Annotated in this window: 15 protein-coding genes and 1 riboswitch; of the genes, 6 read left to right on the top strand and 9 right to left on the bottom strand. The window is 61.1% G+C overall.

What is annotated here, in order from left to right; all coding sequences use genetic code 11:
- Nucleotides 1–95: 95 nt before the first annotated feature.
- Both DNI29_RS06520 and DNI29_RS06515 read left to right on the top strand, forming a co-directional pair.
- A complete protein-coding gene (locus tag DNI29_RS06520; RefSeq protein WP_162303525.1) occupies nt 96–1,715 on the top strand; it encodes a Na+/H+ antiporter in 1,620 nt (539 codons plus the stop codon).
- Nucleotides 1,716–1,831: 116 nt separating this feature from the next.
- Nucleotides 1,832–2,548 carry a 3-ketoacyl-ACP reductase gene (locus DNI29_RS06515; RefSeq protein ID WP_110977215.1) on the top strand — a complete coding sequence of 239 codons (717 nt, stop codon included), beginning with the start codon at nt 1,832–1,834 and terminating at the stop codon, nt 2,546–2,548.
- 80 nt (nt 2,549–2,628) lie between these two features.
- Here DNI29_RS06515 and DNI29_RS06510 read toward each other — a convergent pair whose 3' ends face one another.
- Nucleotides 2,629–3,906: a carboxypeptidase-like regulatory domain-containing protein gene (locus DNI29_RS06510; protein WP_123823096.1), complete on the bottom strand. Its 1,278-nt coding sequence runs from the start codon at nt 3,904–3,906 to the stop codon at nt 2,629–2,631.
- 199 nt (nt 3,907–4,105) lie between these two features.
- Between DNI29_RS06510 and DNI29_RS06505 the strand changes: the two genes are divergently transcribed.
- Nucleotides 4,106–4,855, top strand: a complete 750-nt coding sequence (locus DNI29_RS06505) for a superoxide dismutase (RefSeq protein WP_110977213.1) — start codon at nt 4,106–4,108, stop codon at nt 4,853–4,855.
- A gap of 214 nt (nt 4,856–5,069) precedes the next feature.
- On the opposite strand, the gene DNI29_RS06500 is transcribed toward DNI29_RS06505, so the two are convergent.
- The 7 genes from DNI29_RS06500 to DNI29_RS06470 all read right to left on the bottom strand — a co-directional run bounded on the left by DNI29_RS06500 (nt 5,070) and on the right by DNI29_RS06470 (nt 18,427).
- Nucleotides 5,070–7,718, bottom strand: coding sequence for a M14 family zinc carboxypeptidase (locus DNI29_RS06500; RefSeq protein WP_110977212.1), 2,649 nt, complete (start codon nt 7,716–7,718; stop codon nt 5,070–5,072).
- Nucleotides 7,719–7,978: 260 nt separating this feature from the next.
- Complete coding sequence (locus DNI29_RS06495; RefSeq protein WP_238388022.1) at nt 7,979–9,334, bottom strand: RagB/SusD family nutrient uptake outer membrane protein; 1,356 nt, start codon at nt 9,332–9,334, stop codon at nt 7,979–7,981.
- Nucleotides 9,335–9,346: 12 nt separating this feature from the next.
- The gene (locus tag DNI29_RS06490; RefSeq protein ID WP_110977211.1) at nt 9,347–12,373 is read right to left on the bottom strand and encodes a SusC/RagA family TonB-linked outer membrane protein; all 3,027 of its coding nucleotides are present in this window, start codon (nt 12,371–12,373) and stop codon (nt 9,347–9,349) included.
- A gap of 479 nt (nt 12,374–12,852) precedes the next feature.
- Nucleotides 12,853–12,944, bottom strand: a riboswitch (SAM riboswitch).
- Between the two features lie 267 nt (nt 12,945–13,211).
- The gene (locus tag DNI29_RS06485) at nt 13,212–13,643 is read right to left on the bottom strand and encodes a hypothetical protein (RefSeq protein ID WP_123823095.1); all 432 of its coding nucleotides are present in this window, start codon (nt 13,641–13,643) and stop codon (nt 13,212–13,214) included.
- 8 nt (nt 13,644–13,651) lie between these two features.
- Complete coding sequence (locus tag DNI29_RS06480; protein WP_110977209.1) at nt 13,652–15,211, bottom strand: PepSY domain-containing protein; 1,560 nt, start codon at nt 15,209–15,211, stop codon at nt 13,652–13,654.
- 341 nt (nt 15,212–15,552) lie between these two features.
- A complete protein-coding gene (locus tag DNI29_RS06475; protein WP_238388021.1) occupies nt 15,553–17,943 on the bottom strand; it encodes a TonB-dependent receptor in 2,391 nt (796 codons plus the stop codon).
- Between the two features lie 103 nt (nt 17,944–18,046).
- Nucleotides 18,047–18,427, bottom strand: a complete 381-nt coding sequence (locus tag DNI29_RS06470) for a hypothetical protein (RefSeq protein ID WP_110977208.1) — start codon at nt 18,425–18,427, stop codon at nt 18,047–18,049.
- 195 nt (nt 18,428–18,622) lie between these two features.
- Here DNI29_RS06470 and DNI29_RS06465 point away from each other — a divergent pair, with 195 nt between their 5' ends.
- Nucleotides 18,623–19,645, top strand: a complete 1,023-nt coding sequence (locus DNI29_RS06465) for an alkaline phosphatase D family protein (RefSeq protein WP_238388020.1) — start codon at nt 18,623–18,625, stop codon at nt 19,643–19,645.
- Nucleotides 19,646–19,886: 241 nt separating this feature from the next.
- On the top strand, nt 19,887–23,069 hold the full coding sequence (locus DNI29_RS06460; protein WP_238388019.1) for a serine hydrolase domain-containing protein: 3,183 nt from the start codon (nt 19,887–19,889) through the stop codon (nt 23,067–23,069).
- A gap of 257 nt (nt 23,070–23,326) precedes the next feature.
- Here the strand turns inward: DNI29_RS06460 and DNI29_RS06455 are convergent, their stop codons facing one another.
- Complete coding sequence (locus DNI29_RS06455; protein WP_110977206.1) at nt 23,327–24,535, bottom strand: TIGR03435 family protein; 1,209 nt, start codon at nt 24,533–24,535, stop codon at nt 23,327–23,329.
- Between the two features lie 94 nt (nt 24,536–24,629).
- Here DNI29_RS06455 and DNI29_RS06450 point away from each other — a divergent pair, with 94 nt between their 5' ends.
- Nucleotides 24,630–26,252 (top strand): 3-(methylthio)propionyl-CoA ligase, encoded by a 1,623-nt coding sequence (locus DNI29_RS06450; protein WP_202910371.1) that lies wholly within the window; start codon nt 24,630–24,632, stop codon nt 26,250–26,252.
- The last annotated feature ends 24 nt before the right edge of the window (nt 26,253–26,276 follow it).

Raw genomic sequence — 26,276 nt, 5'->3', positions numbered from 1 at the left:
GGTACACCGATGTTTTCTGAATTTGCTACCCCCAAGCTGGGCCGAAACCCGGGGCAGCAATGGGGGCGTACTACCGCAGGCGCGCTGTCTATTCTATGGAAAACCTCGAAATCGTAATTCTGCTGATGGCGGCGCTGGCGCTGCTTTACGCCCTGGCCAACCGCCTGAAGCTCCCCTACCCCGTGCTGCTGGTAGTGGCGGGGCTGCTGATTGGCCTGGTGCCCGGCCTGCCGGTAGTTCGCCTCAGCCCCAACGTGGTGTTTCTGGTATTTCTGCCGCCCCTGCTCTACGAAGCCAGTTTCAACACCTCGTGGCACGATTTCAAGCGTTACCACCGCTCCATTTCCCTGCTGGCCATTGGGCTGGTGCTGTTTACCATGGCAGCGGTGGCGGCCGTAGCGCATTACTTCATTCCGGGCATGACCTGGGCCCTGGGCTTTGTGCTGGGCGCCATCGTGTCGCCGCCCGATGCGGTAGCCGCTACCAGCGCTACTCACGGTTTGGGCCTGCCCCGGCGAGTATCTACCATTCTGGAAGGGGAAAGCCTACTGAATGATGCCTCGGCTCTGATTGCCTACCGCTACGCCGTGGCGGCCGTGGTAAGTGGCACCTTTGGACTCTGGGAGGCCGGCCTGCAGTTTCTGCTGGTGGCAGGCGGCGGACTGGCGCTGGGCGCGGCGTTGGGCTACCTCTTTACCCGCCTGCAAAGCCGCGTGCAAGACCCTACCCTGGCCACCGTGCTCAGCCTGCTCAGTCCGTTTATGGGCTACGTGCTGGCGGAGCACCTGCACATTTCCGGGGTGCTGGCAGTGGTGGCCACGGGCCTGGTGATGTCGTGGAATTCGTTTGAGGCCTACACGTTCCGGACCCGCATTCGGCGCAGCAACTTCTGGAAGGTCCTTACCTTTCTGCTCAACGGCTTTGTATTCATCCTGATTGGCTTGCAGCTGCCGGCTATTATGGAAGGGTTGGGCGCTTATTCCCTCCCCACCATTATCGGGTATGGGCTGCTGATTAGCGTGGTGGCCATTGTGGTGCGGCTGCTGTGGATTTATCCGGCGGGGTTTGCTTCCTACTATTTCGGGCGGGGCGGGCAGGAGTTTACTTCGTTTAAAGAGCAGGCCCGGGAGCTGTTCGTGGTGTCTTGGTCGGGGATGCGGGGGGTAGTGTCATTGGCAACGGCGCTGGCGTTGCCCATGGTGCTGAGCAATGGTGAGCCGTTTCCGCAGCGCAACCTGATTTTGTTTATCACCTTCTGCGTTATTCTCGTGACGCTGGTGGTACAGGGGCTTTCCTTGCCCTGGTTTGTGCGCCGCCTGGGTGTGCAGACACCGCCCGAGCAGGATCTGCAGGAGGCGCGGGAGCTGCGCCTGGAGCTGGCCCGTGCCGCCCTCACCTACATCGACTCGACGGTGGCCGGCGCAACGGATGCCCGCGCCTTCCGGGAAATCCGCAACCGTTTCGAGCACCGCATCAGCCGCCTGGAAAATCCCGTTCCGCCCGAAGCTACCTCTGATAATACCTTGAACCCCGCCGCCGAGCGCGCCGAGTTCGAGCAGATTCTGCGTCAGCAGCTGGCCGTTATTGAGCACGAGCGGGTACTGCTGGTGCAGTTGCACCGCTCCGGCACCTTCAGCGAGGAAGCCGTGCGGCGCGTGGAGCGGGAGCTGGACATCACCACCTCTACCCTCTATTCGCAGCTGAATGCCCTATAAGCGCCACACTGGCAACATCCGGCGGGCAAGCCGGTTGTAGTCTTTCTAAAACCGGCCGGAGCGGTACCCATGTCACCGCCGAGGCCGCCGAAAACCTCTTTTTCAACCTCTCCCTTATGGAATCATTAGCCGGTAAGAACGCCCTGGTAACGGGCGCTGGTAAAGGAATTGGCCGGGCCGTAGCCGTAGCTCTGGCTCAGGAAGGCGCCAACGTGGCCCTGCTGGCCCGCACCGAAAGCCAGCTCCGCGAAGTAGCCCAGGAAATTGAAGCCTTGGGCGTAAAAGCGGTGGTAGTAACCGCCGACGTAGCCGACCGCGCCGCCGCCGAAGCCGCCGTAAACCAAGCCCTCACCGAGCTGGGCAGCATCGACATCCTGATCAACAATGCCGGCATTGGCACCTTTGCCAAGCTCGTAGATATGGACCCCGAGGAGTGGGAGAACATCATTCGGGTGAACCTGCTGGGCACTTACTACATCACGCGTGCGGTGCTCCCCCAGATGATTCAGCGCGAGTCGGGCGATATTATCAACATTGCCTCAACCGCCGGCCAGCGCGGGGCCGCTACCACCAGCGCCTACAGCGCCTCGAAGTTTGCCCTGTTGGGCCTTACCGAGTCCTTGATGCAGGAAGTGCGGAAGCAGAATATCCGCGTATCGGCCCTCACGCCCAGCACCGTGGCTACCGAGCTTGCCATCAACAACAAGCTCACCGACGGTAATCCTGAGAAGGTAATGCAACCCGAGGACCTGGCTGAGTTCATCATCTCTCAGCTCAAGCTCAACCGTCGCATTTTCATCAAGGAAGCCGGCATGTGGAGCACCAACCCGTAATCGGGGCTTCGGTTAGCTTACGAAGACTTTCAAGAAAAAAGGCCCGTAGCGCAGTGCTACGGGCCTTTTTTCTTAGAATGCTATTGATTAACTCGTGCGCCGGGCTTCGGGGCGGGTTTCTTTACCATTGTCCCGAAAGCACCTTTCTGCTCGAAGGCCGCAATTACTTCGTCTTCGGCGGGGGTGCGTTTTACTACCGGGTTGTTGGCCCAGAACTCAGGGTCGTAGGGCTTGGCCCGAATGGCGTCCAGGTCGCGGTCCGTGAGGCTGGCGCGGGCATAGGGCAAGCGCGTGGGGGTAGTGGCCTGGTCGTAGAAAAAGGTGAACGACGACACGTTGATGGCCAGCGGTTTTTTGCCGGGCTCGGTCAGGTCGGTGGTCAGGTCCATCTTCATCAGCTCCAGGGGCGCCACGCTGGCTTTGCCCGCCGGGCGGAAGGCCATTTCAATGGTCAGCTTCGCGTTTTCGAACTTCTGGCGGGGGTTGTTAGTAGAGCCCGTGAAGCTAGGCTGCACCATGCGGTAACGCACCACCTGGTTGGTTTCAATATCAATCCAGACGGTGCCTTGGGCACGGTAGCGCACCTCGGGCCGGGTTTCAAACTCAATTTCGGCTACCCCACCGGTGGAGTCTTCGCCCACAATACCTTTCAGCTCCAGCAGGTAGTTTTTCTCCACGTTCGGGCTCAGCAAAGCCAGGGAGGTAGTGCTGTCCTGCTGAGGGTCGAAAAGGCCAAACTTGCGGGTGTACACCGAGAAGTTGCTCAGATTGATGGGCGCTTGCCGAGCGGCATAGCGGCCCTGAGCCAAGGTAGTACCATCAATACGGGCGGGGTTGGATTTTACATTCCAGACTACCTCCTGCAGCTCCGAAGGCTGGTTGTCGATGCGGGTAATTTGGCGGTAGAAGGCCTTGCCATAGTACGTGCGGCGGTAGTTGCGCTGCAAATTGCGGAAGGCGCGGTCTACCAGCTGGAAAGGGTAGCTGGCCACTTTCACTTCGGGCAGCACCACGGTGGCCGGTGCCAGTGCTACATCAAGCGCCGCACCTGAGGTAACACGCAGCGTATCCCGAACGTGGTTTAGCTCGGAGAAAAGCAACGTTACAGGCAGGCTCTTAACAACCAGAGTAAACTCGCCCTCCAGGTTGGTGGTAGTACCGTTGCTGGTGCCGGGCACTGCTACGCTGGCGAAGGGTAGCACCTCCTTGGTTTCCTTGTCGCGCACTACCCCGCGCAGCTGCACCTGAGCCTGGCTGATATGGGCAAGGCTAAGCAGCAACACCAGCAGCACAAGGGCGCCGCGAAGCGGCCGTGTAGCGGTTGAAGAGAAGACAGCGGGCAAACGAACTGGAAGCATAGCAAACGAGCAGCAGGAAAAAGAAAACGGCACACCGACCGGAATAACGCGGGCCCGACCCAAAACCGTGCCCACCTGCACAAAAGTAGGCGCTAAACGCAACAGCAAGGCCAGAATGTGGGTAAGTAGTGTACCTTGGGGCGCCGCTCCGGCCTAAATGGGGCGGCTGTCCTTCCACTTTTCCTTGTCCCCTACTCCCATGTTGAAGCGAGATTTCCTGAAAAATGGCCTGCTGGCCATGGTGGGTGCGCTGGTAAGCCCGGCCGTGCTGGCAGCGGCCCACGAAGAAAAACTCCTGCGCGAAGCCCGCGCTATGCCCATGGCCGATGGCCCCTTCACGCTACCGGCCCTTCCCTACGCTTTCAACGCGCTGGAACCTCACATCGACGCCAAAACGATGGAGATTCACCACGACGCGCACCACAAAACCTACGTTTCTAAGCTGAATGAAGCCGTAGCCGGTAAGCCCGAAGAAAAGCTGAGCCTGGCCCAACTGCTGGCCTCAGCCAACAAGCAGCCCGATGCCATCCGCAACAACGCCGGCGGCCACTGGAACCACTCGTTCTTCTGGCTTCTGCTCGACCCCAAAGGCGGCGGGCAGCCCACGGGCGCCCTGGCCGCGGCCATCAATAAGGACTTTGGTTCCTACGAGAAATTCCAGGACGAATTCACAAAGGCGGCTACCGGCCGCTTCGGCTCCGGTTGGGCCTGGCTGATTCACGATAAGAAGTCGGGCAAGCTGGCCATTACCTCCACGCCCAACCAGGACAACCCCCTGATGGATTTGCCCGGCATTCAGCGCGGCACCCCGCTGCTGGGGCTTGATGTGTGGGAGCATGCCTACTACCTCAAGTACCAGAACAAACGCCCCGATTACGTGAAAGCCTTCTGGAACGTGATTAACTGGGCCGAAGTAACCCGCCGCTTCGACGAAGCCAAGAAAGGCTAATTACAGTTTTCGATCAGCAAAAAGCCGCTTCTGAAAGTTCAGAAGCGGCTTTTTGCTTTTGTTTTCAGAAGGCGTACTGGCTACCCTATAGTAGAAGCGCGAAGTAGCGTTAGTGCAAGCGGGCTTGAAGTCGTAACAGTTCTTGTATACAGGATGAACTTCAGCGCAGCCTCTTTTCGAGGAGAAGCTTATCTAAAGGCAGAAGCCACAAAGTTTATTCCTCTTCGGCGGAAATAGCGGCTGGGCCTTCGGGTAGGTTCAGCAGGGAGCCTAGCAGCAGGGCATTGGTGAACAGGCGGGAAGTGCCATGCCAGTAGTGGCGGAAGTTGGGGTCGTCGGCGAACAGCACTACCCGGCCCGTACCCGCCTTGCTCACTACCACGGCCGCCGTGTTGCGAATCTGCTGCACGTTGTTGCGCGACACGTACCCGCTCACCAGCGGGGTAGCGGTGTACTGGGCCACGGTGGCGTAGGGGTTGCGGCTGGGCCGCAGGAACGTGGTACCATTGCGGAACACGTAGAGCTGTCGGCTGGGCAGCCCAAAGCCGATGGGGTTGGTAATGTCCACATCGGCGCGGTAGATGGAGCCGGCAATGGCGCGGGTGCCCTCCTGCTCCTGGGCCACGAAATCGAGGCGGCGGGCCGCGACGGATTTACCCTTGCCGCCGGCCGTGGCCGTGGTGTCGGCCCAGCCGCCGCTGGCCGGAATCAGCAGTTTTTCCTTTACAATACCTTGCTTAATAGCCCACTCCGAGGCGTTTTTGAGCGTAATGAGCGTGCCGCCCTCCTGCACCCAGCGGCGCAGTTTTTCCACCGCAGCTTTGTCGAGGGTAGTATAGGAGCCGCCTACCAGTACCAGACTGGTGTAGCGGCCCAGCGGGGCCCGGCCGAAGTTGCTCAGCTCCAGACGGCTCAGCGGCAACCCCAGCTGCTGGCTAGCTACAAACCAAGCCTCGCCCACCTCCGAGGCGTTCAGGCCGGTTCCCACCAGCAGGGCCGCCTTGGTTTCGGGCACCGTCCGCACGTTGTTTGAGCCCAGATCAATGCCGCTCAGGCTGAAGCCGGTGCCCACGCCGGTGAAGCTAACCTGTTGCTGCCGCCCTACCCGGCTCACTACCTGAAACAAGGAATCGGCGGGCAGCTTCTGGGCGGCTACCGGAATGACCAGAGTGCCGTAGCCGAAGTCGGTGGCTTGCTCGCTGGTGCCAGCCCGGAAGGGCTTAAAGCTGACCTTGGCCGTTACGCCGGCCCGCTGCAAGGCCACCAGGGCCCGCGGGGCGTTGTAGTCAGACCAAGGCAGCAGGTAGGCGTAGGAACTCTGGCCCCCGCGCACAGTGCCGGTCAGGGTTTTCGGCGCCGTTATGGGGGAGCCTTGCACCAAACTAGTGTTCTTCTGCTTGGCAAAGGGTAGGCCGTAGGCGTGGGCCTGGCTCCAGCCCGTCACGTCGTAGAATACGCTGTCGTGGAAGGTAGTCAGCTCCTCAAACAGGGAGTTGACGATGCGGTACTGGGGCTGGCTGGTGGGCACCACGTAGGCCTTGCCTTTCTCGAAGGTCTGCTTGTCCAAGGTGACGGTTTTGCCCAGTTCGTGCACCTGAATTTTGTGTTGGAGCAGCAAAGCCAGAAACCGGTTGGTCAGGGTCTCATCCTGGGCGTTGCCGAACACGTAGGCCTTGGTCTGGAACTTGCGGGCATCCGTAAGGGCTGAGGTGAAAAAGTCGCGCTGGTGACGCAGGTACAGGTCTTTTTCTTCCACCGCCCCGCGCACCGTGGCCAGGCCCGTGGCTACGTGGTTGCGAATGGTAAACGGAAAGGTCACTACCCCATTCGTGCCTTCCTGGGCCAGCCCGCGGGAGCTGCCTACCTCAAACGTCACCCCTACCCCACCCTGAAAATCGGGGTAGGTGGAGCCGTAGATGGGTGAGAGGTTATCGAACTGCTCCTTGGTCCAGTACAGGGAGCCCAGGTTGTCCAGGGACTTGGCAAAGTACTTGGCAAGGTGCACGTTTAGTACCTCGTAGGTGGCCCGCGGAATCAAGTCATTTTCAGTACTGAAGGGCTTGGAGGGCTCGAAGTAGTAGGTGCCGTTGGTGCCCATTTCGTGAAAGTCAATCATCACGTTGGGGTACCACTCATGGAAAAAGGCCATGCGGGCCCGGCTTTCCGGCTGGGTTAATGATAGCCAGTCCCGGTTCAGGTCGGTGTAGAAGTGGTTGGTGCGCCCGCCCGGCCAGGCCTCGGTGTGCTCCCGGTCCAGGGGGTCGGTGGGGTTAGGCCACGACTTGTTCTGGTCAAACCAGTGCGAGGCCCGGTCGCGGCCGTCGGGGTTTTCCAGCGGATCGATGGTAATGACGGCCTGCTCCAGCCACTGCTTGGTTTCGGGGGCGGTGGAGGCCGTGAGGTAGTAGGCCAGCAGCAGTGCCGCCTCCGAGGAGGAGCTTTCGTTGCCGTGCACTCCAAAGTTCAGGCTCACTACCACGGGCAGCTTGCGGTAGTCGGGCGCGGCCAGCTTGGGGTCGACGAGGGCCCGGCGGGCTTGCTGCAGGCCAGCTAGGTTCTGCTGGTTTTCCGGGGCCGTGATGGTGGCTATTACCTGGGGCCGCTCCTCGAAGGTGGTGCCAATTACCCGAAAGCTCACTTTATCCGACACCCGGTCCAGCTCCCGCAGGTAAGCCACAATCTGGTCGGTGCGGGTGTAGTGCGTGCCAATGGGGTAGCCCAGGAACTGCTCCGGCGTGGGCACTGCCGGGTCGAACGACGCAGCCGGGGCTGCGGGAAAGAAGTAGGTATTCTGGGCGGCAGCTGGTAAGTGTAGGGCAAAGCCCAAGGTCAGCAGGGCAGCGGAAGCGTAAGGTTTCAACATGGAAAGGAAAGTCGAAAGCGGTTGGTAGCAGAATGGCGCGGCTCTTCAGGTCGAGCCCGCGCAAGGGGTTTTTCGCTTGATATAGGATTGTCATGCTGAGCCTGAGCGAAGCATCTCTCCCGCTTCGTTGCTACCCTCTTGGATTAGCCAGAGGTAGAGATGCTTCGACTTCGCTCAGCATGGCAGTTAGTGTGGCAACGTCAGCACGCGAGATGTCTCGACAAGCTCGACATGACGGTCTGGGTTGGTCAGCAGTACTTTTAATACCCTGGGTTTTGCTCTAGGTCGGGGTCGGCTACTAAGTCGTTGAAGGGAAGTGGGAACAGCCAGCGGCGCTGGTCCGTGACGCCGAGCACGGCGCCGGCGCGGCCAGTGCGCACGAGGTCAAACCACCGGTCGGCCTCAAAGGCAAACTCCACCCGCCGCTCGTCTTCAATAGCTAGTAGCAGGGCGTCGGCGGTGGCGGCGGTGCTGGCCGGTACTCCGGCGCGGGCGCGCACGGCGTTCAGGTCGGCCAGGGCATCCGTCAGCTTGCCTTGCTTGGCCTGGGCTTCGGCCCGAATGAGGTATTGCTCGGCTAGGCGCAGCACGTAGCTAGGGTCGTCGCGCTGGGCGGAGCGGCTGTAGAGGTTGCCGTAGGTGACATTGCTGCCGGCAATGACGGTAGTAGCTAGCAGGGCCGAGCGGTTGCCGCCCACGGTGGGGTCGTTGAGCAGGGCAATGGCGGCGGGCACGGGCTGGAAGTTGAACTGCCCGCCCAGGGCGCTCGGAAACCAGTTGTTCCACATCGTGTTAGCATCGGAGTTGCTGAAAGTCAGCTCAAACACCGACTCCCGGCTCAGGAAGGGCGCCATAGAAATGGCGCGGTAGGGGGTCACAAGGCCATAATTGCTGCTGCTGATGACCTGGGTGGCGTAGGCTTCGGCTTCGGTCCACTGTTGGCGGTAGAGATGCAGGCGGGCGCGCAGGGCGCGGGCGGCGGCCTTCACCGCCCGGTTGCGGGTAGCCGCCTCGGGCAGCAGGGTTTCGGCCTGGGCTAGGTCGGTCAGCACCTGGTCGTAGGTTTGGGCAAGGGTGCTGCGACGGATGCCCCGGCCGTTTTCCTTGGTGCGAGTGGGCGTGAGTACCAGCGGCACCCCGCCCCAGCCCCGGCCCAAATCGAAGTACACCAGGGCCCGCAGGAAGTAGGCCTCGCCCAGCAACTGGTTTTTCTCAGTCGCTGTCAGTAGCGGGTCACTGAGGCCGGGCAGGGCAGCCAGCACGTTGTTGGCCCCGTTCACGGCCTGGTACATCTGAGTCCAGGCCTCGGTAATGAGCACATTATCGGCGCTGAGCTGGTTCTGGTCGATCTGCAGAAACTGGTTCAGCGTGCCATTGAAGCGTACATTCTCGCCGGGCAGAAAGCCCAGCACCGGCCAGTTCAGCTGGTAGTAGGCCTGCACCCGGTCGTAGACGCCAATGGTGGCGGAGCGGGCACTACTGGCATCGGTTATGGCTTGGTCGTCGGGGAGCTGTTGCACCGGCGTGGGGTCCAGCAAATCGTTGCAGGCCGAAAAGCTTAGGGTAGCAGCACCCAGCACGGCGGCAAACAGCAAGTGGTATAGCGAAGATTTCATCGTAGGAAAAGCTTAGAGTCCGACCGTCAGGCCTACCTGGAAGGTGCGGGGCTGGGGCACGGTGGCCCAGTCAATGTTTTTGGTGTTGGCTACCCCGCTCTGGGAATTCACCTCGGGGTCGATACCGGAGTAAGGCGTGATAGTGAGCAGGTTGGCGGCCTGCACGTAGAAGCGCAAAGAGTTGAGGTGGGCTTTAGTGGCTACCTCCTTCGGCACGGTGTAGCCCAGCGAGAGGGTACGCAGGCGCAGGAAAGAGCCGTCCTCCAGGTACCGGTCGCTCAGGTTCTGCACTACCCCCCCATAGTTGTTAGAGGCTGGGTTGGTGGTCAGGCGCGGAATGTCGGTTTGGTCGCCGGGCTGTTGCCAGCGGTCCAGCTGTTCGCGCAGGTAGCCGATGTTGCTCTGCGTGCCGCCGTGCACCAGGAAAAAGCGGTTCATGTTCATGATTTTCGCTCCCTGCTCGAAATTCAGAGTGAAGCCAAAATCCAGTCCTTTGTAGGTCACCGAGTTGGTCACGCCCCCGAAGTAATCGGGCCAGGCGTTGCCCACCAGCTTGCGGTCAGCCACCGACAGCTGCCCGTCGCCGTTCACGTCCTGGTACTGGGCGTCGCCGGTTTCGGGGTTCACGCCGGTTTGGTGGTACAGCCAGAACGAGTAGAGCGGGGCGCCTTCTTCGAGCCGGAAAATGTCGCGGGAGCCCGAGGTGATAGGGGCCGCCAGCTTCTCGATGCGGTTCACGTTGCGGGCCACGTTGAAGGTAGTGCTCCACTGCACGGCCGAAGCGGCTGGGAGCCAGTTGGCTGTTAGCTGCACCTCGAAGCCCTTGTTGCTCACGGCCCCGTAGTTTTCCACCACCGAGGCGAAGCCGGTTTTGCGCGGTACCGGCACGTTCAGCAGCAGGCCCGAGGTGTACTTGTCGTAGTAGTTCAGCTCCAGCAGCAGGCGGCTTTGCAGCACGGCCGCGTCCAGGCCCACGTTCCACTGCCGGGTGCTTTCCCAACTCAGGTTGGGGTTGGCCAGCTGCAGGGGGGTAGTGCCAGGCAGGTCGAGGTAGTTGGCCCCGCCCTGCACCAGGCCGCGGGCGGCAAAGTCGCTGATGCCAGCCTGGTTGCCGGTTTTGCCCACACTGCCGCGCAGCTTCAGCTCCTGAAACGCGTTCAGGTTCTTGATGAATTCTTCCTCACTCAGGCGCCAGCCCAGGCCCACGGCCGGGAAGTACCCCCAGCGGTTGTCGGCCCCGAAGCGGGAGGAGGCATCGGCCCGCAAACTCACGTCGGCGGTGTAGCGCTGCTTGAAGCTGTAGGTAGCCTTGCCGAAGAAGGACAGCAGCCCGGCCTGGGAGCGGGACGAGGAGCCCGTTTGGGTAGCCGCCGAGGCGATGCTGGTCAGGTCGTTGCTGGGGAACTGCTGGCCCGAGAGGCTGGTGCGCTGGAAGGTGTTTTTCTGGATAGTATTACCCACCAAGGCCTGCAGGGAGTGGTTTTCCCCGAAATCAACGGAGTAGTTCAGGGTCTGCTCGTTGAGCAGGGTAATGTCGCGGGAAAGGAAGGAGGTAGCCGTGCCCCGGGGCTGCCCAGCCAGGATGAGCGTGTTGTTGAAGTTGTTCTCGTACATGTCGTTGAAGTCGATGCTCCAACTGCTGCGCAAGGTGAGGTGCTTGCCGAACTGGTACTGGCCGTACACGTTCGAGATGACGCGCGAGCCCACCGCGTCGTTGTTCAGGTTGTCAATCAGGGCCTGGTGGTTGTCGAAGGAGCCGTACTTGGCGTAGGTACCATCGGGGTTGTAAATGGGCAGGTTGGTACGCGGAAACAGGGCCGAGTTGATGACACCCACCGGGTTGTTGTCGTTGCTGCTCACGTTGCGGTGGGTGCGCGTGAGGGCCGTGCTGGTGCCGATGCGCAGCCGGTCTGTCACCGAGTTGTCCAGGTTCACGCGCAGACTAAACCGGTCGAAGTTGGTAGGCCGGGCAATGCTTTCCTGCCGGAAATAGCCGCCTCCCACGTAAAACTGCGTTTTGGCCGAGCCCCCGGCTGCCGACAGTTCGTAGCTCTGGGTCTGGGCCGTACGGAAGACGTCGGAGAGCCGGTCGTAGGTTTGCTGCTCCTCGGGCAGGCCGCGCCCCCCGGAGGCTACCGAGCGGTAGGGCAGTTGGGTGGGGTTACCGCCGTCGTTCAGGAACCGCTCGTTCTCCAGCTGCGCCAGCTCCGGGCCGCTCACCAATTCGTACTGCTTGGGCGCCTTCGACCAGCCGTGGTAAGTGTTGAAGGTGATGCGGGTTTTGTCGCCGGCCTTGCCGCGCTTGGTGGTGATGAGTACTACCCCATTAGCCCCGCGCGAACCATAAATGGCTGTGGCGTTGGCGTCCTTCAGGATTTCGATGCTCTCAATGTCCTGGGGGTTGATGTCGGCCAGCGGGTTGCTGGATACCTGGTTGCCCAGGCCGGTGGCAATCAGGTTGGTATTGTTGATGAACACCCCATCCACCACGTACAGCGGGTCGTTGCTGGCATTCACGGAGTTGCTACCCCGGATACGGATGAACACCCCGCCCCCCGGCACCCCCGAGTTGGCCGATACCTGCACGCCGGGCGCTTTGCCTTGCAGCAATTGGTCGGGGCTGGCCGCCGGAATATCCTTAAGCGCGTCGCCCTTCACCGAGCTGATGGCGCTGGTCAGGGTTTTGCGGTTTTGCTCGCTGTAGCCCGTTACCACCACTTCCGAGAGCTGCTTCACATCAGCCTTCAGGGCTACGTTGATGGGGCCGCCGGTAGCTGCCACGGTCTGGCTTTCGTAGCCCACGGCGCTGATGGTCAGGGTAGTGCTGCCGGGCGGCAGGGTCAAGGAGAATGAGCCATCAGGCCCGGTGGAGGCACCCACGGTGGTGCCTTTCACCACTACTGTCACGCCCGGCAAGGGGCTGCGGTCCGTGGCATCCACAATGGTACCAGTTACGGTGGAGGCGGCCGTCTGGGCGAAGCTCGCCGGGGCCAGGCCTGCCACCACTGCTGGCACCGCCAGAAGGGTAGAGGATTTCATATGCAGGAAAGAGTTGGAAGGTGAGCACACCACTTCCCGGCCAGCCCCGGCACAGGGACCACGTTGGCAAATCCGGAAGTGGAAGCAAAGGGGGTGAAAACCCAGGAGCGGAAACCTTCTGCCCAAACCCGGCTCGTGCACAGCCGGAAGCTATTCGGTCGGCGGGAGCCAACGGAACAGCAGTTTGCGGGAAGACAAAGCGCCGCGGGGCGGCTACTCGGCAGCCGAAGTAACCGGCCGACAAGAAAAGCCCTCAGGCCTTATGGGCCCGGGTGATGCGTAGGAAAGTTGCGCGCTACCGCACTACCCTACCGGAGCAAGCAAAAAGCAAGTAAGGGAATCTCCCTCCGCCTTAGCAGCCCATGCCCAGCAGCCGCATACAGACGAGGCCACGCATCAGGCCACAACAGGCAGGCTGAGGCGCAACGTGACGATGGGTACTGCTGGGGGTGCTGGTGAAGGACTTCACGGCGTTGTTGTTTTTATATGGTCAGGACTTGGCACCGTTCCGGATGTTCCGGGGGTTGTCGGCGGTTCATCGAGCCTGTCTCTCCGCGCCTCTGTATAAAAACAATCCTTTGTGAGAGAAAGAATTGGTGCTGTAAATGTACAAGCGGAATTTTCAGAAATGCAAATCCTTCTTTCGAATTAAATCTTTGCCTAGTACAAAGCAAAGGTTGTGCTGCCCCTCACTCGTATGCGTTCTTCAGCTTTCAGCAGCTCAGCCTATACCATAGCGTCACTAGCTACAAGCCTGTATAACACGCATGCCTGGGTCACTGTTGATTAAACCAGTGACCCAGGCATGCGTGCTACATAAACTATTATAGTCAGATACTTATTTCAAAGCTTTGGCCGAATCCAGAGCGGCGGTCATCTGGTGTTCCAGTTCGGTTAGCTCTTGTGCTTCGGCCGCCCAAAAATCCTCGTACTGATGGGCGGTCAGCTGCACAGTGTCGGGCTCTTTGTACTGGTGCATCCACGTCATCATGGCGGCATCAGCGCGGCGCAAGCTCCTGATGGTGCGGTGCAGGCGCTCGGCTTTGGCCCGGCCCGAAGAGGTAGCGGAATCCAGGCCGACGAGTTGGGCGGCGAGGCGCTGGCGTTCCGATACCAAGCCATCCATGCGAGCCATCAACTCATCGTGGTGGTGCATCACAGCGGCCCGGGTAGCGGGCGTTTTGCTTTCGGCGGGTTGGTCTTGCTGGGGCTGGCAGGCCACGGCGAGCAGGCAAAGGGCCGCGCAACGCAGCCCTAAATTCAGGTTCATCGGCGTGCTCATTTCATCTTAATAAACAGCCACAAGCCCAGCACCGACACGGCCAATACACCCGCGGCCGCCAGCATCGTGATGATGTCGCGGATGTTTTTGCCCAGCTCCCCGGCGGCGTGGTACTTGTGCAGGAAGGCAAAGCTGAGGCCTTCATAGCGGGCCACATTCTCAACGCGGGCGGCCAGGCGGCCGGTGGCGGGCTCCACGTACAGGGTGGTTTGCTGCGGGGTATCGTAGGCCACTTTCATGACGGGCAGGCGCTTGTTGATGAAGCCGTACTCGCCTTCGAAATGATCCACCAGGGTAGGTTTGCCGCTCATGGCAGGGGTAGCACCATCGGCTTGTTGCAGGAAGGTGTTAGCCAGAAACGCCGCGTATTGGGTGGCGCCGTCGGGCAGCAGCTGGCCGTTAGCGGCATTGTAGTAGGTTACGGGGGTAGCCCGCACCGCTTCCACCGGCTGGCCCGTGCTGGCGCCGGCCGCCGGGCCGGTGGGCTTTTCGGCCGGAAGCTGGAATACCTGATAGTACACCTGCCCGTTCAGCTCCGCCAAGGTTACCTGCTGCACCGATTCCCAGGCCAGGGGCAGCTCCGTCAGGTCTACGGCCAGGACGGGGGTAGGCACGGCAGGGGCGTGTTGGTAGCGCAGTCGGTCGTCGGGGTGCAGCTTGAGGTAGACGTGGAAGGCCCCGCTGCCGGCAAAGGTGAAGGTGACCAGGGCCACGGCCAACCCTACCTGCCGGTGGTACTTACGCAGCCAGCCTACCTGATCCTGCGCATGGCGGGGCTTGCGGAATTTCTTCCATAGGAAGCCGTAAATCACCAGCCCGCTCACGGCTGAGGCGATGATGATGCCCAGCAGCACCAGCATGGTCAGCACCCGGAACGTATTGTTGCCTATCAGCTCCAGCCACGACCAGTTGTGGAACAAGTCGAACACCCGAATGAAGGCGCTACGGCTGGCGTTATTGAACGTAGCCAGCCGGGCCGGCGCGGTTTCTACATACACCACCAGTCCATCGGGCCGGTCGAGGGCAATGCGCCACACGGGCAGCAGCCGGTTCACGAACTTATACTCCTGGTCGAAGCCCGTGATGCGCACGGCGCTGCTCACCCGCGCCGTAGAATCCTGGGTGAAGTAGCGGGCCAATTGTTCGGCGTACTGCCGGTCGGCGGTGGCGGATAAGGACTGCCCGGTTTCGGCGCTAAAGTAGCGCGGCACGGCCGTAGGTGCTTCGGTACCCAGCTGCACCTGGTAGGCCGGCTGGCCCTGCCACTGCACTACGCGCACACTGCGCAGGCTGGTAATCTGATTCTGCTTCAGCACCTGCCGCAACGCCACTTTGGGCTTGACCACGGGGGTAGGTGCCAAGGCTTCGCGGGCTATTTTCGGCCGCAGCCAGTTGCTCATCAGCGGGTGCGCGAGGCCGCTGAGGGTCCAGAGGATGACCGGCACCACCGTCAGCAGCCCGATGATGCGGTGCCAGCGGTACATGTTGCGCTGCACCGCCCGCTTTACAGGGCCAGCGGCCCGAGCCGCCGGGGCAGCTTGTTGAATTGTTTGCATAGAAAATTTCTGTTGTCAAGGACGCAAAGCCTTGCTTGTTCTTTTGTAAGAGGCTATCCGGTACGCTGACGCACCCGGGTATCTGGCGGGCTGATGTTGCCACACTACTTGTCATGCTTCATCTGGCGTCCGCCCTGCAAAGCATCTCTACCGCTGGCTAACCCGTGAAGTCTGCCACGACCATTGCTCCATACCCCAAGGTGTAAACCTGAGCTGCTGAACCGCCCACGCGAAGCGGTAGAGATGCTTCGCGGGGCTCAGCATGACAGTTCTTTTACTTTGTCACCTGTCACTATTCACCTGTCACCATTTACCTCATCACTATTCACCTGTCACCTACTTCACTTCTTACCCACGAAATTGTACTGCACCCCTACCGACACGGTGTGGGGGGCAGCGGGGGTGAAAGTGGTGCGGTCGGTGGGGGCGTTGCCGCGGGTGGCGGCGTTGGCGTACAGCTCGTCGGTGAGGTTGATGACATTCACGAAGACTTCCAGCGTTTCGCGCCAGCTGTAGCCGGCCCGGGCGTTGAGCACGCTCACACCGCGGGCGCCAAACAGGGTCCGGTCATCGTAGCGCACCCGGTTTACCTGGTCCTGATACCAGCTGCTGATGCGCTGATATTCCAGAGAAGCGCGCAGACCACGCAGCCACTGCGGCTTGTAGGTCAGCTCGGTATTGGCGACCCAGCGCGGGGCCTGGGGCATTTGCTTGCCGTTCACGTCCTTTACCGCGTCGGTGGCTTTGGTGCTGAGGGCAAACTCCTCGAAGCGGTGCACGGCGTTGGTGCCACCGAAGCGAAAGAACAGCTCGGCGGTAGGCTTCCAGGTCAGGCTGTATTCGATGCCGCGGTGCAGGGTTTTGCCGGCGCTCTGGTAGTCGGTGGAGTTATCAGGCTGGCGGATGCTGAGCAGCTCGTTGCGCCCATCCAGCTGATACAACGCCACATCCACGTACACTTTGTTGTCTAGCAAGGAAGCCCAGCCCCCAATTTCGCGGTTGTAAAAGCGGGCCGGCTGCAGGTTGTAGTAGAACTCGGCGGGTATCACCTCGCCGGTGGGGGTAGTAACGCCAGTCCCGGGCCGCTTCCGGAAAATAGCCGTGAGGCCGGGCGGCGAGAAGCCCTGCGAGTAGTTGGCGTACAGTCCGCGCCCGTGGCCCAGGTCATAGGTCAGCCCGATTTTGGGGGTAGCCTGCTGGAAGGTTTTCGTGCCGCTCGACTTGTCTAGGTAGTTGTCGTAATCGAAAGACAGGCGGTCGAAGCGCCCGCCCAAGGTGAGCTGCAGCTTGGGCAGCGGGTGAACATCCAGCTGGGCGTACACGGCCGAGTTCAGCAGGTCGGTGTCGTAGTTGGCAATGGGGAGGTCGGGCCGGTTGGCGGTGATGGTGTACTTCTCCACCGACTTCTTATCGGCTCGCAGCTGGGCCGCCAGATCAATCTGGTGGGCGTCGTACTGGGTCGGCGAATAGTCGAGGCTGGCCCCACCAATCAGGCGCGAGTTCAGCCAGTTCCAGCGTACACTGTGCTGAGCAATCAGGCCGTAGCTTTTGAAGCGGTTCTCGTTGACCTCGCCCGTAGCAGTAGTAGCGCCGGCCCGCCACCGGATGCCGTACGAAGGGTTCTGGCCGATGCTGTTGTCGCGGAAGAAGCCCGTGAGGGTGGTCTGGTTCTGGGCATTCCACTGCTGCTCGGCGGTGAGGCGGGCGCGCAAAGCGTAGGTTTTGCGGTACGTGAAATCGGTGGGGCTGCTGTACTCGCGGCGGTAGTAAGCCACGCTGTCCACCGAGCCGCTGGTTTGGGAGTCGTAGTCGTTGTAAGAGGCGGCGGCCGTCAGGTGAGTGCGGGTGCCCAAGGCGTATTCCAGCCGGGCGTTCAAACTGATTTTGTCGTAGTCGGAGCTGGCGAGCCAGGAGTTGCGCTGCCGGGCCACGTAGCCACTCACGAAGCCCCCGAGCTGGGGCGTGAGCATGCCCCCGCCACCAAACTGCACCCGCCGGTAGCCGTAATTATCGGCCTGCACGCCCATGCTGGCCGTTGGTACGGCAGTAGGGCGCTTAGTCAGCAGGTTGAGGGCGCCGCCCACGGCCTCGGGGCCGTAGAGCGAGGAGGCTGGCCCCTTCACTACTTCAATAGAGTTGATGGCCAGCGGATTCGATTCCAGCAGCGCATTGTGGTTGAACACGCCCATGGGCCGCAGCGGAATTCCATCTTCCAGGTACAGGAAATAGGCGTTGGTGCCGAAAGGCTGACGGATGCCCATGGCGTGCTGTTCGTTGCCGTAGTTGAGCATCACCACGCCCGGCACCTTATTGATCAGCTCGGCCAGCAGGGTGGGTTTGGTGTCCTGCACCAGGGTAGGCGAAAGTTTGGCAATAGCCACCGGTGCGTCGGTGCGCAATTGGGCCTCGCGGCTGGCGGTTACCACCACCGTTTGCAGGTCCTGCACAGCCGGGTTCAGAGCCACGCGCAGGGGTAGGCCCTCGGCCGGCACGGTTACGGTAAACGGCTCATACCCCACTGCGGACACCACCAGCTCAGTAGCCGAGGTGGTCAGGGAGAACTGCCCATTCGCGTTGGTGGCGGTGCCTACCTGCCCATCGGGGGTCCGGATGGTGGCTCCAATTAAAGGTTCTTTGGTGGCCGCATCAAAGACGCGCCCAGTCAGGGCACGTTGGGCCCAGGCAGCCTGACTGGCGCACAGGGCCAGGGGCAGCAATACCGTTTTTATCACAGGAAGAAAGGCTGATTGACGGCAGGCCGCGCCAAGCCCCAGCACACACAGGTGCCGGGCCAGGCCGCGCGAGCCCACCAAATTCCGTAAAAACCGGGGTCAATCAGCCCTCTGCGGGCGGGTGGTCGGGGCCGGGCCGGTCCCAGGCGTAGGCCTCTACACGGTACGCCCCGTAGCGGGGGGTAGCCGGGAAGTGGGCCGGCGGTGTGAGGCGCAAGGGCAGCACCGTGGTGCAGAACAGGTTAATATCCTGCACTACCTGCTTGCTGCCGGGCTGCTGTTTTTTCTCGTGCTCGGCCACGGCCTTGAGCTGCTTGCGCAGGTGGCACTTGCCGTTACACTTCAGCTGGGGCTTGTCGCGGTTGATGCACAGCACCCGGGCAATATAGTCCTGATTCAGCCACCAGCTAACCGCAATACCCAGCTGCCCGGTGCAGTGCACCGAGAGCGAGAACAGCAGCAGAATAGCTATGGCCTGACGCACAGGAAACGGATGAGAAGCTATGAATACTGCTGCAAAGGAACGCCCTCCGGCCGCTCGCACCAAGTATTGTACGCCATTAGCGGGATTTTATACATCCTAGTACCCAGTTTTTGATAGCCGTATGCGGCCCTGGGCTATCTGTTACCATATTGCTACCCCGCGCGGGGCGGCGAAACCTAGATGCATCTTTGCCGCATGAAAACAGCCCTGACCTACCTGCTGGCCGCTGGCTCCCTGTTGCTGACCAGCCCGGCGGCTACCGCCCAAAAAGCCGGCACCGACCTGCGCATTGCCTTCGGCTCCTGCAACCGCCACGACCTGCCCCAGCCGCTCTGGGATGATATTGCTCAGGACAAGCCCAACGTCTGGATCTGGCTGGGCGACAATATTTACGGCGACTCCGACGACCCTGCCGTGCTCAAAGCCAAGTACGACGCCCAGCTCAGCCAGCCCGATTACCGCCGCCTGCGCGAGCAAGGCACTACCATCATCGGCACCTGGGACGACCACGACTACGGCCGCAACGACGGCGACAAGACCTACCCCTTCAAGGCGCAAAACCAGCAACTAGCCCTCGACTTTCTGCAGGAGCCCGCCGGTAGCCCGCGTCGCCAGCAGGAAGGTATTTACGCCGCGTACGAGTATAAGGCGGGTAAGAAAAAAGTGAAAGTCATCCTCCTCGACGACCGGTATTTCCAGGACCAGCTCACCCGCGATGCCCAACGGGTGTATCAGCCCAACCCTACCGGCGACATTCTGGGCGAGGCGCAGTGGCAGTGGCTGCAAACCCAGCTCCAAAACTCCGACGCCGACGCGCATATCATTGCCTCGGGTATACAGTTCCTACCCCAGGAACACCGCTTCGAGAAGTGGGCCAACTTCCCGGCCGCCCGCCAGCGCCTGTTCAACCTGCTGGCTTCCACCAAGGCCAAGGGCGTGCTGCTCATTAGCGGCGACCGGCACATTGGGGAGGTGTCAAAAATGACGGTACCGGGCATTTCCTACCCCGTGTACGAAGTGACCTCCAGCGGCCTCACCCACCCTGCCACCCAGAACACCGGCGAGCCAAACCAACACCGCGTGGGGCCCCTGGTAAACGAGAAGCACTACGCCCTCTTCCAGTTTCAGCCCAAAGGCAAGCGCCTGTTCGTCACGGCCTCGCTGCGGGGCGACGAGGGCAAAGTGTTTTACTCGGAGAAGATAGAGGTAGGCAAGTAGCGAGGAAGGCAGGTAGCAGAAAGGACAAAGAGTAAATAGACCGTCATGTCGAGCTTGTCGAGACATCTCGCGTGCTGATGTTGCAGTGGTAATCCAACGTCAGCACGCGAGATGTCTCGACAAGCTCGACATGACGTTCTTATTTTCAACAGAAGGACATTTCGACTGAGTAGACGGCCTGCCCATCCTCTTCAATTCCGCTAAATTCGCAGCCTACCCATTCTAACTGCTGCAACTGCCCTTGTCTTTCACTCGCTCCCTCCCGTTTCTGTGGCTGCTGCTGGCACTGCTGAGCCCCTTCGATGGCTCGGCCCAGCGCCGCAAAAAGAAGTCATCCGCTAAGAAAACTACTGCTACTGCTCGCCGGGCTGCCGCCCCAAAGGCGGCCGGAACCGCTAAACCGCTGGCCGCCAAAAAGCCTACCCCTACCAAGAACCGCAACCTGCCGGTACCCTTTGCCGGGCAGCTGGGCCAGTCGCGGTGGGTTGATTCGGTGATGAAGACCCTGACGCCCGATCAGCGGGTAGCCCAGTTGTTCATGGTGGCCGCCTACTCTAACCGCAAGCGCATTGATGAGGACTCCGTATCGGCCCTGATTCAGCAGTACGGCATCGGGGGGCTGATTTTCTTTCAGGGCGGACCGGTGCGCCAGAGCAAGCTCCTGAACCGCTACCAAAGCCAGAGCAAAGTGCCCCTGCTGGTGGCCATGGACGCCGAGTGGGGCGTGGGCATGCGCCTCGACAGCGTGCAGCGCTTCCCCTACCAGATGAGCATGGGCGGCATCCGCGAAAACCAGCTGGTGTACGACATGGGTACCGAGGTAGCGGCTCAGTTCAAGCGCCTGGGCATGCACGTCAACTTCGCCCCGGTGGTCGATGTGAACAACAACGCCCAGAACCCCGTCATCGGGTACCGCAGCTGGGGTGAAAACCGGGAAGGCGTCACGGAGAAAAGCTACCTCTACATGAAGGGCATGCAGGACGCGGGCGTGCTGGCCGTAGCCAAGCACTTCCCCGGCCACGGCGACACCGACACCGACTCCCACCTGGCCCTACCCCTGTTGCGCATCGACAAGAAGCGCATTGATACCCTGGAGCTCTACCCCTTCAAAAGCCTGATCAAGCGCGGCATAGGGGGCATGATGGTGGCCCACCTCAACATTCCGGCCCTCGATACGACGGGCCTGCCCTCTACCCTTTCCAAACCCATCATTCAGGGCTTGCTGCAGCAGAAGCTGGGCTTCGAGGGCATTATCTTTACCGATGCCATGAACATGAAGGGCGTCATCTCGAAGTATCCGCCCGGCGACGCGGACCTGCGTGCCCTGCTGGCCGGCAACGACGTTCTGGAGTTCTCGAAGAACATTCCGCTGGCCCTGAAGATGGTGCGCGAAGCCATCAACAAAGGCCAGCTCAGCCAAGCCGACCTCGATGCGCGCTGCCGCAAGGTGCTGGCCTTGAAAGAGTGGGCCGGCCTGAACAAGTACAAGCCCATTGAGCTGCGCAACCTTACCCAGGATTTGAACACGCCCCACGCCCAATACCTGAGCCAGCGCCTCACGGAGCTGAGCGTGACGGTGCTGCGCAACCAGAAGAGCCTCCTACCCCTCCAGCGCCTCGATACCCTGCGCTTGGCTACCCTCACCATCGGCACCAAAGACACCACCGACTTTCAGCGCATGGCCGCCGACTACGCCCCGGTGCGCCACTTCTGGCTGCCCGCTGCCCCTAGCCTGGATGAGCTGGCGCGCATGCGCGAAACCCTGAAACCCTACAACCTGCTGCTGGTGGGCCTGAATAACCTGGGGCGCCTGCCCGCCACCAACTTCGGTATTGCGCCCGAAACCAACGTGCTGCTGCGCGAGCTGGGCGGCAAGGGCCAGAAGTTGGTGGTGACGGTGTTTGGTTCGGCCTATGCCGTGGCGAAAGTCCGGGACCTGGACCGCGCCGATGCAGTGGTACTGGCCTACCAGGAAAGCAAGAACGCCCAGGACGTAGCCGCTGAGGTAATTTTCGGGGGCGTGTCGGCCAGCGGCAAGCTGCCCGTAACGGTTTCCGACCGGTACCCCTACGGCGCAGGACTGGCTACGAAGGGCGGCATCCGGCTGCGCTACAGCTTCCCCGAGGCCGTGGGCATGAACAACAACCTAGAAGCCCGCGTGGACTCCATCATGAACGGAGCGGTAGCAGCCCAGGCGTTTCCGGGCGGTGAGGTGCTGATTGCTCGCCGCGGCGTAGTGGTGCTGCGCAAAAGCTACGGCACCCACTCCTACCTCTCTGCCGCGGGCCAAACCGCCCGCCCCGTCCGCAACACCGACCTCTACGACCTGGCTTCCGTGACCAAGGTAGCGGCGGCCCTGCCCGCCCTGATGAAGCTGCAGGATGAAGGCAAGTTCAACCCCGACATGACCTTGGGCCAGCTGTTCCCGGAGTTCAAAGGCACCAATAAGGAAAGCCTGAAGCTGCGCGACGTGCTGACCCACCAGGCCCGCCTGAAATCCTGGATTCCGTTCTGGAAAAACTACACCAAGCCCCGCGGCCTGTTCAACTCTCTGCTCGGCAAGAGTCCCGATGCCAAGGACGTTTCGACTACCACACCCGCCGAGATGAGCCGCCGCTACTTCCGCCCCGATTCCTCGGCCCGCTTCCCACTGCCAGCCGGCCCCGGCCTGTGGGCCCGTCAGGATTTTCCGGAGCGCATCACCAAGGCCATTGCCGAGTCGCCGCTGAACGAGAAGCCGGGCTACGTGTACTCCGATTTGTCGTTTATCATGTATCCGCGCTTCATCAAGGCTACTTCGGGTAAGACGATTGACCAGTTCGTAACGGATGAGCTCTACCGGCCGCTGGGCGCTACTACCCTGGGCTACAACCCTACCCGCCGCATCCCGCTTAGCCGCATCACCCCCACCGAGTACGACTCCCTGTTCCGCCACGCCCAACTGCACGGGACCGTCCACGACGAAGGAGCAGCCCTACTGGGCGGCCTCTCGGGCCACGCCGGCCTGTTCGGCAATGCCAACGACCTGGCCAAACTGGTGCAGCTCTACGCTTGGAATGGTAAGTACGGCGGGCAGCTCCTCCTCAAGCCCGAAACCCTGGCCGAGTACACCAAGTGCCAGTTCTGCCCCGACAACCGCCGCGCCCTCGGCTTCGATAGGCCCGCGGCCAACCCCACGGTGAATTCGGCTAAAAGCGTATCACAGCTCAGCTATGGGCACACCGGCTTCACAGGCACCTACTTCTGGGTTGACCCCAAGGAAGATCTGACCTGCATCGTGCTGACCAACCGCGTAAACCCCACCCGCCGCAACAACAAAATCACGGAGCGCAGCGTCCGGAGTGGGGTACTTCAGGTGGCGCTGGAAAGCGTGCGGCAGCCCAAGAAACAGGCGGTAGAAAGCACCGTACCGCAGGAGCAGTAGACCAGTATGAACTGCGCAGATAGTAATAAAGCATGATAAGATAAGAGGACCGTCATGTCGAGCTTGTCGAGACATCTCGCTGGCTGACGTTGCAATGGTAACCTGACGTTAACTGAGCGAGATGTCTCGACTCCGCTCGACATGACGGTCCTCCAGAGAATGGCAACTCTTACTGTCCTTCCTGACAAGAAACCAAAAACACGAAGCCCCGACAGTAACTGTTGGGGCTTCGTGTTTTAAAACGACTTCGAGAACAGCTATTGAACAGCCAGGCGGCCGGGACTTAGCTGCAGCATCTCAATTTTACGGGTTGTTTCTTCCAGCTCCAGCCCCATGGCTTGCAGGGACTTCAGAATTTCCGCTCTACCGGCTTCCGGCTGTAGCTCCAGCTTCATATCATAACGCCCCAGCAGGCCCGTTTCATCTACCACGGGCTTGCTCGACATATTCTCCAGAAAGTCGCGCAGCATCTCCACCCGGCCCCCTTCTACCTCCAGCCCCCTACCCGACCACATGCCGCTTTCCGGCTTTTTGGATTCCGGCCAGGGTTGCCGGGTTTTGCTTTGCCGCAGCACGTACACCGGCCGGTTTTCACGCACTAGTTGGGGCTGTACCGGAAACTGGCGGGGTAGCTCCTGACGCAGGTGCCGGAGTAGATGCGCTTTATCCGCCGTGGGCACAATCAAATCCAGGCACACCAAGTTGGCGGGTTCCTGGCTGACTTGCAGGGTAGGCAGCTCGTTTTTCACTCGCAGGTGCGATACCCCATAGGCCTCGCGGAACAAGGTTTCCACGGGCACATTAATGGCCGTGAGTCGGCGCCCGCGCAGGCCGGGGGTCTGGTCGCGGCGCAGTTGGCTGTTTTGCCCCTGCAGATACGGCCGGACGCTCACGGCAAAACGGGTAGCTGTATCGGCCGGGAAGAACACCAACGGGTCCTTCACTACTACATCATGCTTGGCCTGCAGCTTAGCGTTTTTCCCAGCCAGAATAGCCCGCAGGGAAGTAGCAGTCAGCTGATCGGGCCGCGTAATGGCGAGCACGCGCTGGTCTTTGCCAATGATGATGGTGTGCGGTACGCTGTTGTGCGGGAAGTAGCGGTAGAGGGGAGCATCCTGATTGGGCAGGGCCGCCAGCGGAAGCTGCACCGGCCGCCGGGCCACAAACGTGCGCAGCCGTTGCTCCGAGTCGTTGGCTACCCCTACCACCTGCAGTTGCTGCGGAAAAGCTTGCTGCAACGAATCGAGGTGGAGCAGGGCCGGAATGCACGGGCCGCACCACGTTCCCCAGAACTCAATTACCAGCACCTTGCCTTTCGCTTCGGTAGAGCTGAAGCCGCCCCCACTACGGTTCACTACCTGCGAGAGGGTAAACGGCGGCACCAAGTCGCCTTCTCGCAAGGCTTGGCTAAACACCAGGGTGGGGCCGGCACACAGACCAGCTAGTAGGCATAATCGTGGATACATGGCAGGAGGTAGTTTATCGACGTCGTAAACTACTCTTTTCTCAGTAGCTTGTCTGCTACCTCGTTGCCTTCCGCCTAATTCCCCCGCTTACTATATGCTAGGTCTCATGATGAATACGCCCCTGCGCATTGCGGGGCTGCTGGAACACGCCGCCAAGTGGCACTCCGATACGGAAATAGTCAGCCGCCTGCCAGAAGGCGGCCTGCACCGCTACTCCTACGCCGCGGCCCACCAGCGCAGCAAGCAGCTGGCCAATGCCCTCACGGAGCTGGGTATCCGGCCCGGCGACCGGGTAGGCACACTGGCCTGGAATACGCACCGGCACTTCGAGCTGTACTACGGCATTTCGGGCCTGGGCGCGGTGTGCCACACCATCAATCCTCGGCTGTTTTTTGAGCAGCTCGTGTACATCATCAATCACGCCCAGGACCGGCTGCTGTTCTTCGACCTGACTTTCCTACCCCTGGCAGAGAAGCTGGCCGCGCACTGCCCCACCGTAGAAAGCTGGGTGCTGATGACCGGCCGGGCCCATATGCCCGAAGCTACTACCCTCCCAGACCTGCGCTGCTACGAAGACCTGCTCTCGGCCCAGTCAGCCGACTACGAGTGGCCCGTCTTCGACGAAAACACGGCTTCCTCGCTCTGCTACACCTCCGGCACTACTGATCAGCCGAAGGGCGTGCTCTACTCCCACCGCTCCACACTCCTGCACTCCTACGCCGCCTCCCTGCCCGACTGCTTTAACTGTTCCGCCCGCGACGTGGTGCTGCCCGTCGTGCCCATGTTCCATGTCAATGCCTGGGGCATCCCGTACATGGCCCCTCTGAATGGCTGCAAGCTGGTGATGCCCGGCCCTGGCCTCGATGCGGCCAGCCTTTACGAGTTGTTCGAGCAGGAAGGGGTAACGTTCTCGGCCGGTGTACCCACCATTTGGTTTGGGCTCCTGACGTTTATGCGGGAAAAGAAGCGCCGGTTTTCTACCCTCAGCAAGATGATTGTGGGCGGGGCCTCGTGCCCACCCGCGCTGCTGAAGGCTTTCGATGAGGAATTAGGGGTAGGAATCCGGCACGCCTGGGGCATGACGGAAACCTCACCGCTGGGTACCGTCTGTACCCTCAAGGCTCAACAGCTCAGCCTCTCGCCCGACGAGCAGTTTGCCATCCAGACCAAGCAGGGCCGGAGCATTTTCGGGGTGGACATGAAGATTGTGGACGACGAAGGCCGGGAGCTGCCCCACGATGGCGTGGCCTTCGGCGACTTGCTGGTGCGCGGCCCGTTCATTGTGGCCGACTATTTCGGCACGGAAAATCCGGGCGAGTTGACGGCCTCCGGCTGGTTCCGTACCGGCGACGTAGCCACCATCGACCCCGCCGGCTTCATGCAGATTACCGACCGCTCGAAGGACGTCATCAAGTCGGGCGGGGAGTGGATTTCGAGCATAGAGCTGGAAAACTTAGCCATCGGCCACCCCGCCATTGCCGAAGCGGCCGTAATTGGCGTGCCCCATCCCAAATGGAGCGAGCGGCCTCTGCTGGTGGTGGTACGCAAGCCTGAGGCCACTATTAGTAAAGAAGAGCTGCTGGCTTACTACGATGACAAAGTGGCCCGCTGGTGGATTCCGGAGGCCGTGGAGTTTGTAGACCAGCTACCCCATACCGCCACCGGTAAGCTCCTCAAAACCAAGCTCCGCCAAGATTTCGCCGAGTATCAGTGGTGAGGCTGCGAATGAGCGAAGTGGTGA

The sequence above is a fragment of the Hymenobacter sediminis genome (assembly GCF_003231285.1).
GTDB classification, from domain to species: Bacteria; Bacteroidota; Bacteroidia; order Cytophagales; family Hymenobacteraceae; genus Hymenobacter; species Hymenobacter sediminis.
This window is presented reverse-complemented; position numbering and strand designations above follow the sequence as displayed.